The organism is Rhizobium sp. YIM 134829, assembly GCF_046546455.1.
Window position 1 is genome coordinate 75,420 of record NZ_JBKHKI010000008.1, and the last position, 14,618, is coordinate 90,037.

The window sequence follows — 14,618 nt, forward strand, 5'->3', positions numbered from 1 at the left end:
TTTACTCTACAGAGAGAGCGCGGCACGAGTCTAGAGAGCTCACCGTGCCCTCGGGACAAAGTGATTAAGAATGGTAAATTTGTGCGGCGGAACGATGTTTTGGCGCCGGAAGCGTTGGGCCGACTGGACGGAGATGAGCGACACCAGGCCGATCGTCAGCCCGACGGCATATTGCACGTCCTTGATGTAGATGATCCATTCGAGCGTCGAATGGAAGGCGGCCATGGTGGTGGCGACCGCAAGGCCGAGCAACAGCGCCCGATAGGTCGAGTTTGGGATAGAGAAGGCGGCCCACAAGGCGACAAGGATGCCGGAGGCGAGCGTCAGCGCGAAGGCGCCGAGGCCCAGGAAACCGGTCTCCGCCGCAGACAGCCAGTAGGCGTTGTGAACGATGTTGCTGCGGTTGCTTTCATTGTCCGCCACGCCGCCCCGCTGCGCATAGCCGCCATTCTTCGCGAAGGAGACATAGTGATTGATCCCGACGCCGAAGGGATGATCGTGGAAGATGAAGAGGGCGGTGCGGTTGAAGGCCGCGCGCTCGTCATAGACATCTTCCGAGAGCGGCGACTTGTCGAACCGGCTGTTGAAGGCGGAGATCGCCAGCGGCGCAAGCAGACCGGCACAGAGCGTTCCTGCCAGTGCGATCGCGATCAGCCGCTGCGTGGCGCCCGAGAGGAAGACGATGACATAGGTCAGTGCGACGCCGACGAGCGCGATGCCGACAGTGGCGCGCGATGCCGTCAGCACGACGACCAGCAGGCAGGCGAAGACGGTGGCGGAAACGTAGAGATTTTCCCGCCGCGTCGCCAGCAGCAGGGCGAGATGCGGAAAGAGCACGAAATGGGTGATCATGCCGAGCGTGTTCTGGTGCAGGAACAGGCCAGGCGACTGGGCGAGCCCCAGTCCGAAATGCTGCCAGATACTGGCAATGGCGTTGAGGATGAGGCCGAGCGCCATGCCCTTCAGGATCAGGAACGGCACGCGGGCATCCTCGGCGGCGCTCGCGACAACGGCGGTGACGAGGAGGACGCGCATCAGCTGCCAGACGCCGAAGAAGGCCGCCATCGGCTGCGGCGCATGCACCATGGACACGGCCGCCATCACGATCCAGAGGCAGAGGGGAATGAGGTGCCAGGCAACCAGCCGCGGTCGCTTGAGCGACAGGAAGCACAGGATCGCGACGAAATCGACGGCCGAAACCTCGACACCATGCACGAAGCCGATCCACTGGTCGCCCCAGGACAGGATCCCGATGTCGAAGAAGGGGATGGCGCTGAGCAGGAAGGGAAAGCAGCCGAGGCAGAACCACAGCACGCGGAAGATCGGATCATGCCGCCGTGCGAGGAGCACGATCGGCAGGATCGTGACCAGAACCATGGTCAGGACGACGAATTTCATGCCACGCCCTCCGGTCTTGTCGCAGTGAGGTTGTCCTGGGCGGCACTTGCGCCGCTGCCCTCGGTGCTGGAGCCGCGTTCGGTCGGGCTCGGTGACTTGAGTCTCGCTTCCGCCGCCGTGAGGACACGCTTGACGAGCGCCGCGAGACCGCGAACCTGCGGCTCCAGCACCATGCTGTCATGGCTGCCGGCAACCTCGTGAATCGTCAGATCGGCGATGAAGGGCGACCAGCCATTGTCCTCGCGCGCCTCCTTTCGGCCGCCCTGGATGCGGCGGCCGTCCCGCAGCGTGTAGAGCACCTCGAGCTTCGGACGCAGCAGAAGGACCGGGCCGTCATAGGGCTTGATCTCATAGCGAGCCAGCGCCCGGTAGAAGGCGGCCTCGATATCGCGATTGTGGAACTGCGTCTCGCTCGTCTCGGCCCGCAGGCCATTGCGGCGCTCCCGCATCTCGCGGATCCAGCGCACATAGCCCATCGCCCAGTTGGAGAAGAACGACAGCCGATAGCGGCGGATATCCTGGGCCTTCATCTCGAGCCGGCTGATGAGCGAGAGCGTGGCATTGCCCGGCACCGGTGTATCGAGCATCACCACCTGCGCCACTCGTTCTCCTGCAGCGGTCAACTGCTGCGCCATTTCATAGGCAACCAGGCCGCCACCGGAGAAGCCGCCGAGATAATAGGGCCCCTCTGGCTGGATCTGCCGGATTTCGGCCAGATAATCCTTGGCCATGTCTTCGAAGGTCTCGTGCGGCGCGAGCCCGCCGAACAGGCCGCGGGCCTGCATGCCGTAGATTGGCCGGTCGCTGCCAAGATGCAAAGCCAGCTGTCGCAGATTCAGGATATTGCCGAACATGCCGGCGCAGATGAAAAGCGGCGTGCCCTGGCGGTCCCTGGGAGACATCAAAACGGCGTGACGGATCGCAGGCGCCGGCGGTCTTGCCGGCCCCGTCTCTCCAGACCCGCCCTCTCCAGCCCCGGTTTCGGCGGCGGCAGGCGTCTCCTCGCCGGGCGCCTGTGCCACGGCCGGCGTGCCGATCTGCTCCTCGATGATCCGTGCGCACTGGGCGATGGTCGGGGCTTCGAAGAGCACCGACATCGGAATGTCGATCGAAAAGGCCGCCTTGATCGAGCGGAACAGCCGCACCGCGATCAGCGAGTGGCCGCCGATCTCGAAGAAATCATCATCGACGCCGACATGGGGAACGCCGAGCAGGTCCTTCCAGAAGGCGGTGAGCCTCTGTTCAACCGGGCTGCGAGGCGCGCCGCCATCGGGCTCCGCCTCAGCGGCGGCAAGGGCCGGCCGGGTCGTGGCGCCGGCGTCAGGCTTCGCGGCCTCCGCCAGGATCCGGAGATCGATCGACGAGACGATCGGTTGACTGCGTCCGGTGGCGATCGCTCGCTCCAGGGCAGTCAGGCCTTCGGCGCGGCGAATGCCCTGGCGAAGTGCGCGGGCAAGCCGGGCCTGTTCGGAAGAGGCCGTCGCGGCCGGTCGGGCGCGCCTGCCGGTCTCGCCGGATTGACGCATGGTCGGCGCGAAGCTGGCGTCCTCATCGAGCCGCTTCATCCCGTAGCGGCCAACGGTCGCGACCAACTGGCCCTCAGTGTCGTAGAGCTTCAGATCGAAGCTCGCAAAGCCGTCCGGCTGCTCCTCGTCGGACAATGCGCCGACGACGATCAGATCGGCCGGCAGGTCGCGATGCACGTCGATCCGGCCGTAGACCACCGGGATCCACAGGCCGGTGCCGAGTTTCTCACCCGGCAGCAATGCCAGGGCGGCGCCGGTGGCGATGTCCATCAAGCCGGGATGCAGCGCATAGCCGGCCTTGATGTCGGTCTGCACTGCGACCGGCAAGGCGAGACGGGCCAGAAGCCGTCCGCCGTCCGCCCGCAGGCGCCGCAGCACCTTCCAGCGCGGCCCGAAGCGGATGCGGTCCTCCTGGATCGAGGGCAGGGCGGGCGCGTCGGCGAGCCCTTGCGCCGTGCCGTCCCAGCCCCGCGGAAAGTCGAGACCGGCCGGCACCTCCGGATCGCGCGCCAGAAGATGCGCATCAACGACCGTTTGGAACGTCTCGTCGAATTCGGCGACGATCAGGACCTGATATCCACCGCCGGAGGGTCTCAGCCGGACGCGAAGTCGGCGGCCCTGCTTTTCCTCGACGAAGACCGGGTTGAGGAAGCGCAGGTTGGAGATCGTCACAGGCAGCGGGATGCCATATTCGCGAACGGCCTGGACGATGAACTCCAGATAGGCCGTTCCAGGCACGACTGCGGCGCCGTTCAGCAGCCGGTGCTCGTCCAGGAACCAGTGCGCTTTGACGTCGAGCCCCACTTCCAGCCAGGACTGGCCCTCGCCATCCTTGACCCAATGCTCGAAGATCGGGCCGCTGGCCGGTTCGACGATGGTCTCGGCATGGTCGGGTAGACCGCGGGCGGCAAAGGCGCGGGCGGCGATGCCGATATCGCTCCAGATGCCCCAATGGATCGCGACTGTCTTGCGGGTCGGGTGGGTCTTGCGGCTCTCGGCATAGGCATTGAGAAAGGCATTGGCCGCGACGTAATCCACTTGGCCGACGGGCGCCAGGTCGGCGCTGGTCGAGGAGAAGAGGACGAAGAGCTCGAGCGGCGCGGTTTCGAAGACGCGGTCCAGAACCATGGTGCCGTGCACCTTGGGCGCGAGCACGGCATCGATGTCCTGAAGCGTCTTCATCGGAATCAGATCGTCCTTCACGACACCCGCGGTGTGAAGAACCCCGTTGATCGGCCCGAAGGCCGCCTCTGCCTTGGCGCGCGCGGCCGTCATCTCCTCGATGCTGGTCACGTCGGCCTTCAGCGTCAGGATGCGGGCACCCTTGGCCTCCAGCGGCTGGATCGCGCGGATGGCGCGGGCCGTCTGGTCGGTTTCCGGCAGAAGCCTCAGATAGAGCGGCCACTGTTCGCGGTCCGGCAGCTGGCTGCGGCCGACAAGGATGATCGCCGCCTCATAGCGCTCGACCAGATCGGCGGCGAGGCTGAGCGCGATGTCGCCGAGCCCGCCGGTCAGCATGTAGACGCCGCCCTTGCGGAAGGAGACGCTGGGCTCGGCCCGTTCGGCCAGCGAGAGCCGACGCGTATCGCGGCGCCATCTTTTGCCCTTGCGATAGGCGATGATCTCGTTGGCCGGCGCCGCCGTCAGATCGTCCCAGAGAAGGTCCGCCTCCGCCGCGCCGGCGCCGATCGAAGGCTGGCGGCCGAGTCGCCAGATCGGCCGCTCGGCCGGCGGTTCGCTTCCGTCGTTGATGTCGATCAGGCGGATGGAGATGCCCGGATATTCCTTGGGAATGACCAGCGCCGGACCGAGCACCAGCGCCTTTTCCGGGTAGGGCAGCGCTTCGCGATCCACCGACTGCATGCCCGTCGTCAGTACGTCGAGATGCAGGCCCTCGACCAGGCCGACGGCATCGAGCGCGCGCACGAGGGAGAAGAGGCTGAGGAACCCCTTGTCCTGATTAGCGAGAAAGCGGTCGGCACCCATACGGATCGTGCTCATCGGCGCGACCAGCAGCGCGTGGATGATCCGGGTCGGCCGATGACCGTCCTCGCGGATCGCCTGCAACAGGCGGCGATAGGCCTCTTCCCCGTCTTCGATGCAGAGGCCGTAATCGGTCGACGAGAAGCGCGCGAAGGCATCGGCCGGCCGAACGGTAATCACCGTATGGCCGAGCGACCGCAAGCGCTCCACCGCCGCCCGCGTGACCACGGCGCCGTCCAGCAGAGCCAGCCAGACGGTAAGCTCGCTTGTGTCGAACGGCTCGGCATAGGTCGGCTTCCAGAAGGGCTCGTATCCCCAGTCGGCCATATCGTCCTGGCGCAGAAGCGCCGGTGCGGAGGGCAGGGCGACCGGTGCCGCCCGTTCGATGAAATAGCGCTTGTGCTGGAAGGCATAGGTGGGCAGCGCCGCATGGCGGGCTGTCGGCCCGAGGTCCTGGATGGGGTCGACATCGAGGCCGATCGCCCAGCAGCGCCCGAGCGCGCTTGAGAAACAGAGATCGTCGGCGATCTCTTCGGCCGGATGCGGCAGACTGTTGATCACCTGGTTGGCGGCGATGCCCGCCTGCAGCTTCGCCATCGAGGACAGGACGCGGCCGGGGCCGACCTCCAGATAGACGCGGTTCGGGGTCTCTGCGAGCAGCGCGAGCCCTGCGGAGAACTGCACGGTGGAGCGCAGATGGCGCACCCAGTAGAGCGGATCGCGCGCCTCGGCGTCCGTCAGCCAGGTGCCGGTGACATTGGAGACGATCGGGATCGTCGGCGCATAGAGCGGGATCGAGCGCAGAAAGGCTTCGAACTCCGCCAGGATGCCGTCGAGCATATGCGAATGGGCGGCGATATCGATCGGCACGCGATTGCAGTCGATCTCGCGGGCCGACAGCACCGCCTGGAAGCGCGACAGCGCCTCGTCGGAACCGGAGACGACGCAGAGTCCGGGTGCGTTGACGGAGGCGAGGCTGAGATCCTCCGGCATCAGCGGCTGCAGATCGCTCACCGCCATGGAAACCGCCAGCATGCCGCCGCGTGGCACGGTCTCGAACAACTGGCCACGCAGATGTACGAGGCGCACCATGTCGCGGAAGCTCATGACGCCGGCAATGCAGGCGGCGGCGTTCTCGCCCATCGAATGGCCGAGCAGGGCGTCGGGCTTCACGCCCTTTGCGATCCAGAGCCGGGCCAGCGCGACTTCCAGGATAGCGATGGCAGGAAGCTGCACGGAGGGTGGCTGAAGCGCGGCATCGGCTTTCGCGCGCGCACCCGCTTCCAAGAGCGCCCCGGCGTCCAAGAGCCAGGCGTTGCGGATCCGCTGCGCGGTTTCTGGCGGGAGATAGCCGAGGCCTTCGTCGACACCGGCCCGGAAGCGCGGCTCGGCGCGATAGAGTGCCGCTCCCATGCCGGCATATTGCGCGCCGCCACCGGGCAGCAGGAAGACCACCGGACCCGGCGTCGCCAGCTTGTCATGCACGAAGAGCCGCCGCGGATCCGCAGCGGTAAGGGCCGCGATCGCATCCGCGCGGTCGCGGACGGCCAGCACGCCGCGGCGGTCGAAGGCCTTGCGTCGCTTGGCGAGCGTATAGGCCGCATCCTCCAGCCGCAGCTCCGGATGCCGCTCCAGGGCCTGGCCCAGTGCCTGCGCATTGTGCAGGAGCGCGTCGCGGTTGCGGCCTGAAAGGGTGAGCACGATCCCGCGACCGTCGTTCCCGCCCTTTGCCGGTGCCGGCTCATAGGCTTCCAGAACGGCGTGCGCGTTCGTTCCGCCGACGCCGAGCGAATTGACCGCGGCGCGGCGGCGGCCGGAGGCACTCGGCCAGGGCAGCAGGCGATCGGCAACCCGGAACGGGCCCTTCTCGAAGGGAATGGCAGGATTGGGCTTCTCGAAGCCGAGGGTTGGCGGGATCTCGCCGTGCTTCAGCGCCAGCACCGTCTTGATCAGGCTGACCACGCCGGCGGCCGTGTCGAGATGGCCGATATTGCTCTTGACCGAGCCGACATAGCAACGGCCGTTCGCCCCGCCGGACTGCCGGAAGGCCTCGGTCAGCGCCTGGATCTCGATCGGGTCGCCGAGATAGGTGCCGGTGCCGTGACATTCGACATAGTGGATCGTATCGGCGGAGATGCCGGCCATGCCCATGGCCTCGATCGCGGCGCTCGCCTGGCCGGTGACGCTCGGCGCCAGATAGCCGGACTTCTGGCCGCCATCATTGTTGACGGCGGTCGATTTGATAACGGCATGGATGACGTCGCCCTCGGCCACCGCATCCGCCAGGCGCTTCAGGACCACGACGCCGGCGCCGCTGCCGAAAATAGTGCCGGCAGCCCGATGATCGAAGGGCCGGCAGTGCCCATCGGGGGAAAGGATCTCGCCTTCCTGGGCCAGATAGCCGCGCCGATGCGGCTGCTCGATGGTGACACCACCAGCGAGCGCTGCATCGCACTCCCCGTTCAGAAGGCTCTGGCAGGCCTGGTGCACGGCCACCAGCGAGGTGGAGCAGGCCGTCTGCACATTGACGCTCGGACCGCGAAGGTCGAAGGCGAAGGAGACGCGGGTGGAGAGAAAATCCTTGTCGTTGCCGGTGTGGCGCAGCAGGAACATGCCGACATCCTCGACGAGCTCCTTCTGGCTGCAAAGATTGAAATAAAAGTAGCTGCCCATGCCGCTGCCGGCGAAGACGCCGATCGGCCCCTGCTGCGTCTCCGGCTGCAGGCCCGCATCCTCCATCGCCGCCCAGGCGCATTCCAGGAAGTGACGGTGCTGGGGATCCATGATCGCTGCATCCTTCGGGCTCATCCCGAAAAACTCGGCGTCGAACATCTCCATATCGGTAAGTTCTGCGGTGCGGGGCACGTAGTTCGGCCGCTCGATCAGCTCCGCCGCTTCGCCGCTCGCCTCGAGCTCCTCGCGGGTCAGCGTTCGGATCGATTCCACGCCGTTCTTGAGGTTCTGCCAAAATTCGTCGACTGTCCCGGCGCCGGGCACACGCAGCGCCATTCCAACGATCGCGATGTCACTGGGCGATGCTTCATCCATCGGACCGGCCATCATTCACCTACGCAACACAGATATGAAAATACAGAATATTAAAGTTTTAGATTATCGCTGAACTTCGTCAGCCCGCACAAAAATATCGCTTTTTTCACGCTGCGCAATCGAAAGGTTGCAGCGTTCACCATTTTTTAGAAGACGTATGCTTCGCGCACCTTCAAATCGCGCAGTCGTATTGACGTGGGGCCAGAACCGTCATTCAATTCGAGCATATTCAATTCATTCTGACTCGGCATACCGAGGGGAAATCATGTTCAGTTGCGTCATCATTGGCGAGCAGTGGCTCGTGGCCGAGTGCGGCGATATCCTCCTCAAGCGGGGTCATCGCATCGACCTCGTGCTGTCCTCCAATCCTCGGCTTCAGGATTGGGCACGGTCCCATGATCTGCCGGTGCGCGACTGGAGGGGACACGGCGCCGAGCCGCTGGAAGGGCTTTCCTTCGACTGGCTGTTCAGCATTTCCAACCTTCGGATCGTCCCGGACGCCATGCTGGCGCGGGCGGCACGTGGCGCGATCAACTTCCACGATGGCCCGCTGCCGCAGCTGGCCGGGCTGAACACGCCGTCCTGGGCGATCCTCGAGGGCCGCGAGGAGCACGGCGTCACCTGGCACCATATGGCTGGTGGCATCGACGAAGGCGGCATCTGCGCAAGCGCCGTCTTCCCGATCCAGCCGGACGAAACGGCGTTCACGCTCAATAGCCGCTGTTTCGAGGCGGGTATCCGCAGCTTTGCCGAGGTGGTCGAGGGCATAGAATTCAACAGCCTCCCGAACAGGCCGCAGGATCTCTCGGTTCGCCAGTATTTCGCGCGCGACCGCCGGCCGAATGCTGCCGGTATCCTTGATCTGCATTCGACGGCGGACGAGTTGGACCGGCTGGTGCGCGCGCTTGATTTCGGCGTCGGTTACCGTAACCCATTGGTGACGCCGAAGCTGCGGACAGCCGGCGGCACCGTCCGCGTCGTGACGCTGAAGGTCGGAGAGCCGACCGCGCTTCCCGCCGGGACCATCGTCTCGGTCGAGGGCACGCAGATGGTCGTCGCCGCCGCCGATCGGCTGGTGACGATCGAGGTCGCGCCGCTGGCGTCGCGCCAACCGGCCGATCTCGCCGCCGCCGAAAAGGCCGGCGATATTCTCCCGCATCTGTCCGACGCGGCCCGGAGCCGGCTCAATGCGCGGCTTGCCGATCTCGTGGCGGACGAGGGACGGTTTCGCCGCAAGCTGCGCGATGCGCGCGATCTGACCTTGTCGGAGTTCCGTGAAGGGGGCGCCGGCCGCTCGATCCGGACGATCCCTCTCAAGCTTCCCGCCGCGCTTCCAGTCGGAGCGCAGGCCTGCGCCGTGGCGGCGCTGCTCGTCCGCCTGTCCGGTGAATATGATTTCAGCCTCGCTTATTCCGACGCGGCGCTCGATCAGGTGGCGGAGGAGGGGGCAGGGGCGCTGGCGGGCGAAGTGCCGCTCCGGGTGGTTTGCACCGATGATACCAATGTCGCCGTCCTGCAGGCCGAGCTTGAAGGCCAGCTTGCCGATCTCGGTCGGGGTCGCAGCTTCCCGATCGACCTGCCGCTGCGATCTCCCGAGCTTGCTGAGAAGGCGGGTTTCGCAACCTCGCTCTCCGTCGGCCTGCGCATCGGCGCGGCGCGGCCGGAGGGGGCTTTTCCGGCCGGTCGTGTCCTGGAGTTCGTCCTTTCCCCGGCCGATGGCGCGGCCGGGCTGCTTGTCTATGACGCAGGCCGGCTGCCGGACGAGGCGGCGCAGGCCTATGTCGATTATCTCGATGCACTCTCGGCAACGCTTTCGGTCAAGGATCAGTCACTCCAGGATCTGCGGCTGATGAGCGAGGCGGAGGAGCGGCGCCTGCTGATCGAGTGGAATGCGTCGGCGCGCGCCTACGATACGGCCGCTTGTGTCCATCAGCTCTTCGAGCGGCAGGCGCGGCTGACGCCGGATGCAATCGCCGTCGCCATGGGCAGCACCAGCCTGACCTATGCGGCGCTCGATGCACGCGCCGAGGAGATCGCCGATGCGCTGGTCGATCTCGGCGCCGGCCCCGATGCGGTGGTCGGCCTCTATCTGCCGCGCTCGGTGGAGATGGTGGCGGCGATGCTCGCCATCCACAAAGCGGGAGCGGCCTATCTGCCGCTCGACCCGAATTTCCCCGTCGACCGCCTGGCCTATATGCTGGAGGACAGTGCCGCGCGCATCGTCGTCACCGATCACGACCATCGCCGTACGCTCGCCGCCAAGGATATCACCGCACTCTGCGTCGATGGGTTGCCGATCCGGAGCGAAGGCCACCGTGCCCCCCGTCCTGCCGTCACGGCGGTCAATCTCGCTTACGTCATCTACACCTCGGGCTCGACCGGTCGGCCGAAGGGCGTGATGGTCGAGCACCGCAACGTCGTCAACTTCTTTGCCGGCATGGACGACCGGATTGCCGTGCCCGTCGATCGACAGCCGGTCTGGCTGGCGGTCACCAGCCTGTCCTTCGACATCTCCGTCCTCGAGCTGCTCTGGACGCTGACGCGCGGCTTCAAGGTCGTGATCTTCGAATCCGAAGCCTCCCGCCTGGTGGCGGCCGGCGATCAGGCGCGCAGCCGCACGGCGGCCAAGAAGATGGACTTCGGCCTCTTCTTCTGGGGCGCCGACGATGCCAAGAGCGACGATAAATACAGCCTTCTTCTGAAGAGCGCCCAGTTCGCCGATACGCATGGCTTCGACTCCGTCTGGGTGCCGGAGCGGCACTTCCACGCCTTTGGCGGCCCCTATCCGAACCCTGCCGTGGCCGCCGCCGCGCTGGCGGTGACGACCCGCACGCTGAAGATCCGGGCGGGAAGCTGTGTGCTGCCGCTCCACCACCCCGCCCGGGTGGCGGAGGAGTGGGCGATGATCGACAATCTGAGCGCCGGCCGCGTCGCAATCGCCTTTGCCTCCGGCTGGATGCCGGAAGATTTTATCCTGCGCCCTGAAAACGGGGTTCCCCGCAACAAGGCTGCCATGCTGCGCGATATCGCGGTTGTCCAGCGGCTCTGGCGCGGCGAGGCGGTGGAGTTCGAACTCTCTGCGGGCAAGATGGTCGCGGTGACCACCCAGCCGCGACCGGTGCAGGCGGAGCTGCCAATCTGGCTGACCACCGCCGGCAATATCGACACCTATCGCGAGGCCGGCCGCCTCGGCGCCAATATCCTCACCCACCTGCTCGGCCAGTCGATCACCGAGCTCTCGGAGAAGATCAAGGCCTACCGCCAGAGCCTGGCCGAACACGGCTTCGACCCCGCCGCGCATACGGTCACGCTGATGCTCCACACCCATCTCGGCGAGGACCGGGAGGTGGTCAAGGCACAGGCGCGCGGGCCGATGACCTCCTATCTGCGGAGCGCCACGGCGCTCATCAAGAACTATGCCTGGGCCTTCCCGGCCTTCAAGAAACCGGAGGGGGTGGCCGAGCCGTCCGGGCTCGAGCTCCAGTCGCTGTCGCAGGCCGATCTCGACGCGATCCTCGAGTTCGCCTTCCTGCGCTATTTCGAGGATAGCGGCCTGTTCGGCACCGTCGAGGATGGATTGGAGCGGATCGCGGACGTGGCCGAGGCCGGCGTCGACGATATTGCCTGCCTGATCGATTTCGGTCTCGCCAATGCCACGGTCGAGACCGGGCTCGTCAAGCTCGCCGATCTCGTCCAGCGCCAGGCAAGCCTTGCCGCTCGCACGCAGGTCCCGGCCGCTCGGCAGGGGTTTGCGGATGTTGTCCGCGCCCATGGTGTTACCCATCTGCAGTGCACGCCCTCCATGGCCCGCATGTTCCTGCTGGATGCCGACAATCGCGCGGCGCTCTCCGTCGTCGAGCATCTCTTCATCGGCGGCGAAGCCTTCCCGGCAGCGCTGGTGGAGGAGTTGAAGGCCGCGACCTCGGCGACGATCCTCAATATGTACGGCCCGACCGAAACCACGATCTGGTCGGCGACGGCGGTTGCCGAACAGACCGGCAGCGTCGTGCCGCTCGGGCGGCCGATCGCCAATACGCAGCTCTATATTCTCGACGCGCAGGAGCGGCCGGTGCCGCCGCTGCAGCCGGGCGAACTCTGTATCGGTGGCGATGGGGTGACGCGCGGCTACCTCAACCGGCCGGAGTTGACGGCCGAGCGGTTCAAGACCAACCCCTTCGCCCCCGGCCGCTACTACAGGACCGGCGACCTCGTGCGCTTCGACCGCGAGGGGACACTGCATTTCCTCGGCCGCATCGACCACCAGGTGAAGATCCGCGGCTATCGGATCGAGCTCGGCGAGATCGAGGCGGCGCTGAGCAGCCAGACAGGCGTCGCCGAGGCGGTGGTCACGCTGCGCGAGGATCGGGCGGGCGATGCCCGTCTCGTCGCCTATCTGCGCGCCTCGGCCGGACGTGTGGACGAAGGCGTCATCGATGCGGCGCTGCGCGAAGCGCTGCCGGATTATATGGTGCCGGCCCACTACGTGTGGCTGGATGCCTTCCCGCTGACGCCGAACGCCAAGGTCGACCGCAAGGCGCTGCCCGCCGTCAAGGCTGCCGCCGCACCCGCGACGGTCGAATACACGCCGCCCGGATCGATCATAGAGCGCGAGATCGCCGAGGTCTTCCGGCGGGTCCTCGGGCTTGAGCAGATCAGCATCTCCGACAATTTCTTCGCGCTCGGCGGCCATTCGCTGCTGGCAGTGAGGGCGCATGGCGAGCTCAAGGCAAGGGTTGCCCCGGATTCGACCATCACCGATCTCTTCCAATATCCCTCGGTCGCGGCATTGGCGGGTCACTGGAGTCAGCGAGACGGCCTGCAGCAGCAACTGAGCAGTGTCTCCGACCGTGCCTCGCGCCGACGTGCCATGCTGGAGGGACGGCGCGGTGTCGGTGCCCGCGTCGACGGCTGATCATCGCTTCGGCGCGGCCCGACTTCACCGCCTGTGGCAACAGGCGGCCGGTGAATGGCAGGCGCCGGCGCGGGGTTGCGTGCTGGCGATCGTCGCCGCGGTCGATCGTGAAGCGGAGGCCTGGACCGGTTTGTCATCCGATGAGCAGCAGGCGCTCGCCCGGCTGCGCCGGGCCGACGATCGCGCCGCCTATGCCATGGCGCATGGGCTGGCACGAGAGGCCTTTGCGCGCCTGACCGGAGAGGCATCGGACAGGATGAGGCTCTCCTATCATTCTGCTGGTCGCCCGGTTCTCGTCAATCATGAGCATCTGACGCTCTCGCTCTCCCATGCCCGCGCGGTCGTCGCCGTCGCGATCGGCTGGGACGTCCGCGTCGGGATCGATGTCGAGCCCTTGACAGGATCGGCACCGGATGCCGGGACGCTGGAGTTGGCCTTGACAACCGAGGAGCAAGCGATGCTTGCGGCCCTGAGCACGCCGGCAGCGTCTGAGCAGAGCTTCCTACAGCTCTGGACCGCCAAGGAAGCGATCCTCAAGGCCCATGGCCTCGGCCTTCCCGCCGGGCTGCAGCGCATCAGCCTGGCCAAGGGGTTCGACCGCCCGTCGATCGACCTGCCGGGCGCCGATCGGCTCGATCTCGACATCGCAGGCTTCGTGCACGGCGGTGCCGTGTGCACGCTGGCGGTCGAGGCCGGCGTCAGGCGGCTGATCGTGGAGAACCGGCCTGTTCCTTGAGCCATTGCTTGTGCACGGCGCCAAGGTCCTTGAGATAGACGATATGGCGGCGGAAGTCGCGAATGATGAAGCGCTGCATCAGCTCGTCATAGATGTTCTTCTTCTGCGAACGATGCTTGTAGGGCGCCAGATAGAGCGAGACCGGACCCTTGCGCCGGGGAAGGCTGTACTTCGAGGTTCCCGTGCGGTGATCGACCAGCGGCGTGCCGTCCTGCCAATAATGGCGGGTGACGACGGCATTGTAGCGCTTGCAGGGCGGGGCGAGCAGGAAGGGCGCATCGAACTTGCGCAGGCCGAGATAGAAGGTGTCCTTGTCGCCCATCACATGGTCGTACCAGAAGGCGCTGTTATCGTTCAGCCACTGCGTCATGTAGAAGCTCGGCCAGTGGCGGACCTTGTCGAGCGCGAAGATCCCCGTCTCGAATTCCGTATCGCCGCGATAGGGAATTCCGGTCAGGCCCCAAATGGTGCCGTCTTCGGTCATCTTGTAATGCTTGTTGTCCGGCCAGAAGAGCGCGCCATAGGTCTTGTACTCCTCGGATTCGAGGATGAAGGACAAGTCGCGGAGCGGGAAGCAGTCGGCATCCAGAAAGAGGACATGCCGAAAGCGGCTGCTGATCAGGGCGGCCGGCTTGATCGGCCAGCCACGCAGCTCCTTGATCGGCCGGTCGGGGAAATAGGTGGTCACGTCCTTCAGCGCCACATTCCAGGGCTCAAAGGCCCGGGCCGCCCAGTCGGGCATTTCCTCCGGCCCGGCATACCAGATCTCGATCGGCAGGGTGACGCCCTGGGCGCGCAGCAGCCGCACGACTGTATAGGCACTCGGCACGAAGGGCCCGCCGGCACAGATGACGATGCCGGATCCCGAATAGTCGGGGACGGGGGGAATGGCGGCCGCCGCCGCCTCGAACTTTTCACGGGCATTTTCGAGCGTGATCGTACGATCGCTCATCAGGGCAACTCCAAACAAGGTCCATCCATGCCCGCGGCTTCCGAGCGCGAAAGCCGTCGCTGG

Annotated in this window: 5 protein-coding genes; 2 read left to right on the plus strand and 3 right to left on the minus strand. The window is 66.0% G+C overall.

Translation table 11 applies throughout. The features are described from left to right. Window positions 1-39: 39 nt before the first annotated feature. Both ACLE20_RS14715 and ACLE20_RS14720 read right to left on the minus strand, forming a co-directional pair. Window positions 40-1,398 (minus strand): O-antigen ligase family protein, encoded by a 1,359-nt coding sequence (locus ACLE20_RS14715; protein WP_410941066.1) that lies wholly within the window; start codon window positions 1,396-1,398, stop codon window positions 40-42. Continuing rightward, window positions 1,395-7,955 (minus strand): type I polyketide synthase, encoded by a 6,561-nt coding sequence (locus tag ACLE20_RS14720; RefSeq protein ID WP_410941067.1) that lies wholly within the window; start codon window positions 7,953-7,955, stop codon window positions 1,395-1,397. Before ACLE20_RS14720 ends, ACLE20_RS14715 begins: the two co-directional genes overlap by 4 nt. 265 nt (window positions 7,956-8,220) lie before the next feature. Between ACLE20_RS14720 and ACLE20_RS14725 the strand changes: the two genes are divergently transcribed. Together ACLE20_RS14725 and ACLE20_RS14730 are read left to right on the plus strand one after the other, a co-directional pair. Then, the gene (locus tag ACLE20_RS14725) at window positions 8,221-12,867 is read left to right on the plus strand and encodes a MupA/Atu3671 family FMN-dependent luciferase-like monooxygenase (protein ID WP_410941068.1); all 4,647 of its coding nucleotides are present in this window, start codon (window positions 8,221-8,223) and stop codon (window positions 12,865-12,867) included. Beyond that, window positions 12,842-13,603, plus strand: coding sequence for a 4'-phosphopantetheinyl transferase family protein (locus ACLE20_RS14730; RefSeq protein WP_410941069.1), 762 nt, complete (start codon window positions 12,842-12,844; stop codon window positions 13,601-13,603). Before ACLE20_RS14725 ends, ACLE20_RS14730 begins: the two co-directional genes overlap by 26 nt. Here ACLE20_RS14730 and ACLE20_RS14735 read toward each other — a convergent pair. After that, window positions 13,566-14,555: a hypothetical protein gene (locus tag ACLE20_RS14735; protein ID WP_410941070.1), complete on the minus strand. Its 990-nt coding sequence runs from the start codon at window positions 14,553-14,555 to the stop codon at window positions 13,566-13,568. The two genes, ACLE20_RS14730 and ACLE20_RS14735, sit on opposite strands and share 38 nt — an antisense overlap. Window positions 14,556-14,618 lie beyond the last annotated feature (63 nt).

What these genes read in the sequence shown, in the direction of transcription:
- ACLE20_RS14715 (WP_410941066.1), bottom strand. Translation starts at nt 1,398, where the DNA reads ATGAAATTCGTCGTCCTGACCATGGTTCTGGTCACGATCCTGCCGATC.
- ACLE20_RS14725 (WP_410941068.1), top strand. Translation starts at nt 8,221, where the DNA reads ATGTTCAGTTGCGTCATCATTGGCGAGCAGTGGCTCGTGGCCGAGTGC.
- ACLE20_RS14720 (WP_410941067.1), bottom strand. Translation starts at nt 7,955, where the DNA reads ATGGATGAAGCATCGCCCAGTGACATCGCGATCGTTGGAATGGCGCTG.
- ACLE20_RS14735 (WP_410941070.1), bottom strand. Translation starts at nt 14,555, where the DNA reads ATGAGCGATCGTACGATCACGCTCGAAAATGCCCGTGAAAAGTTCGAG.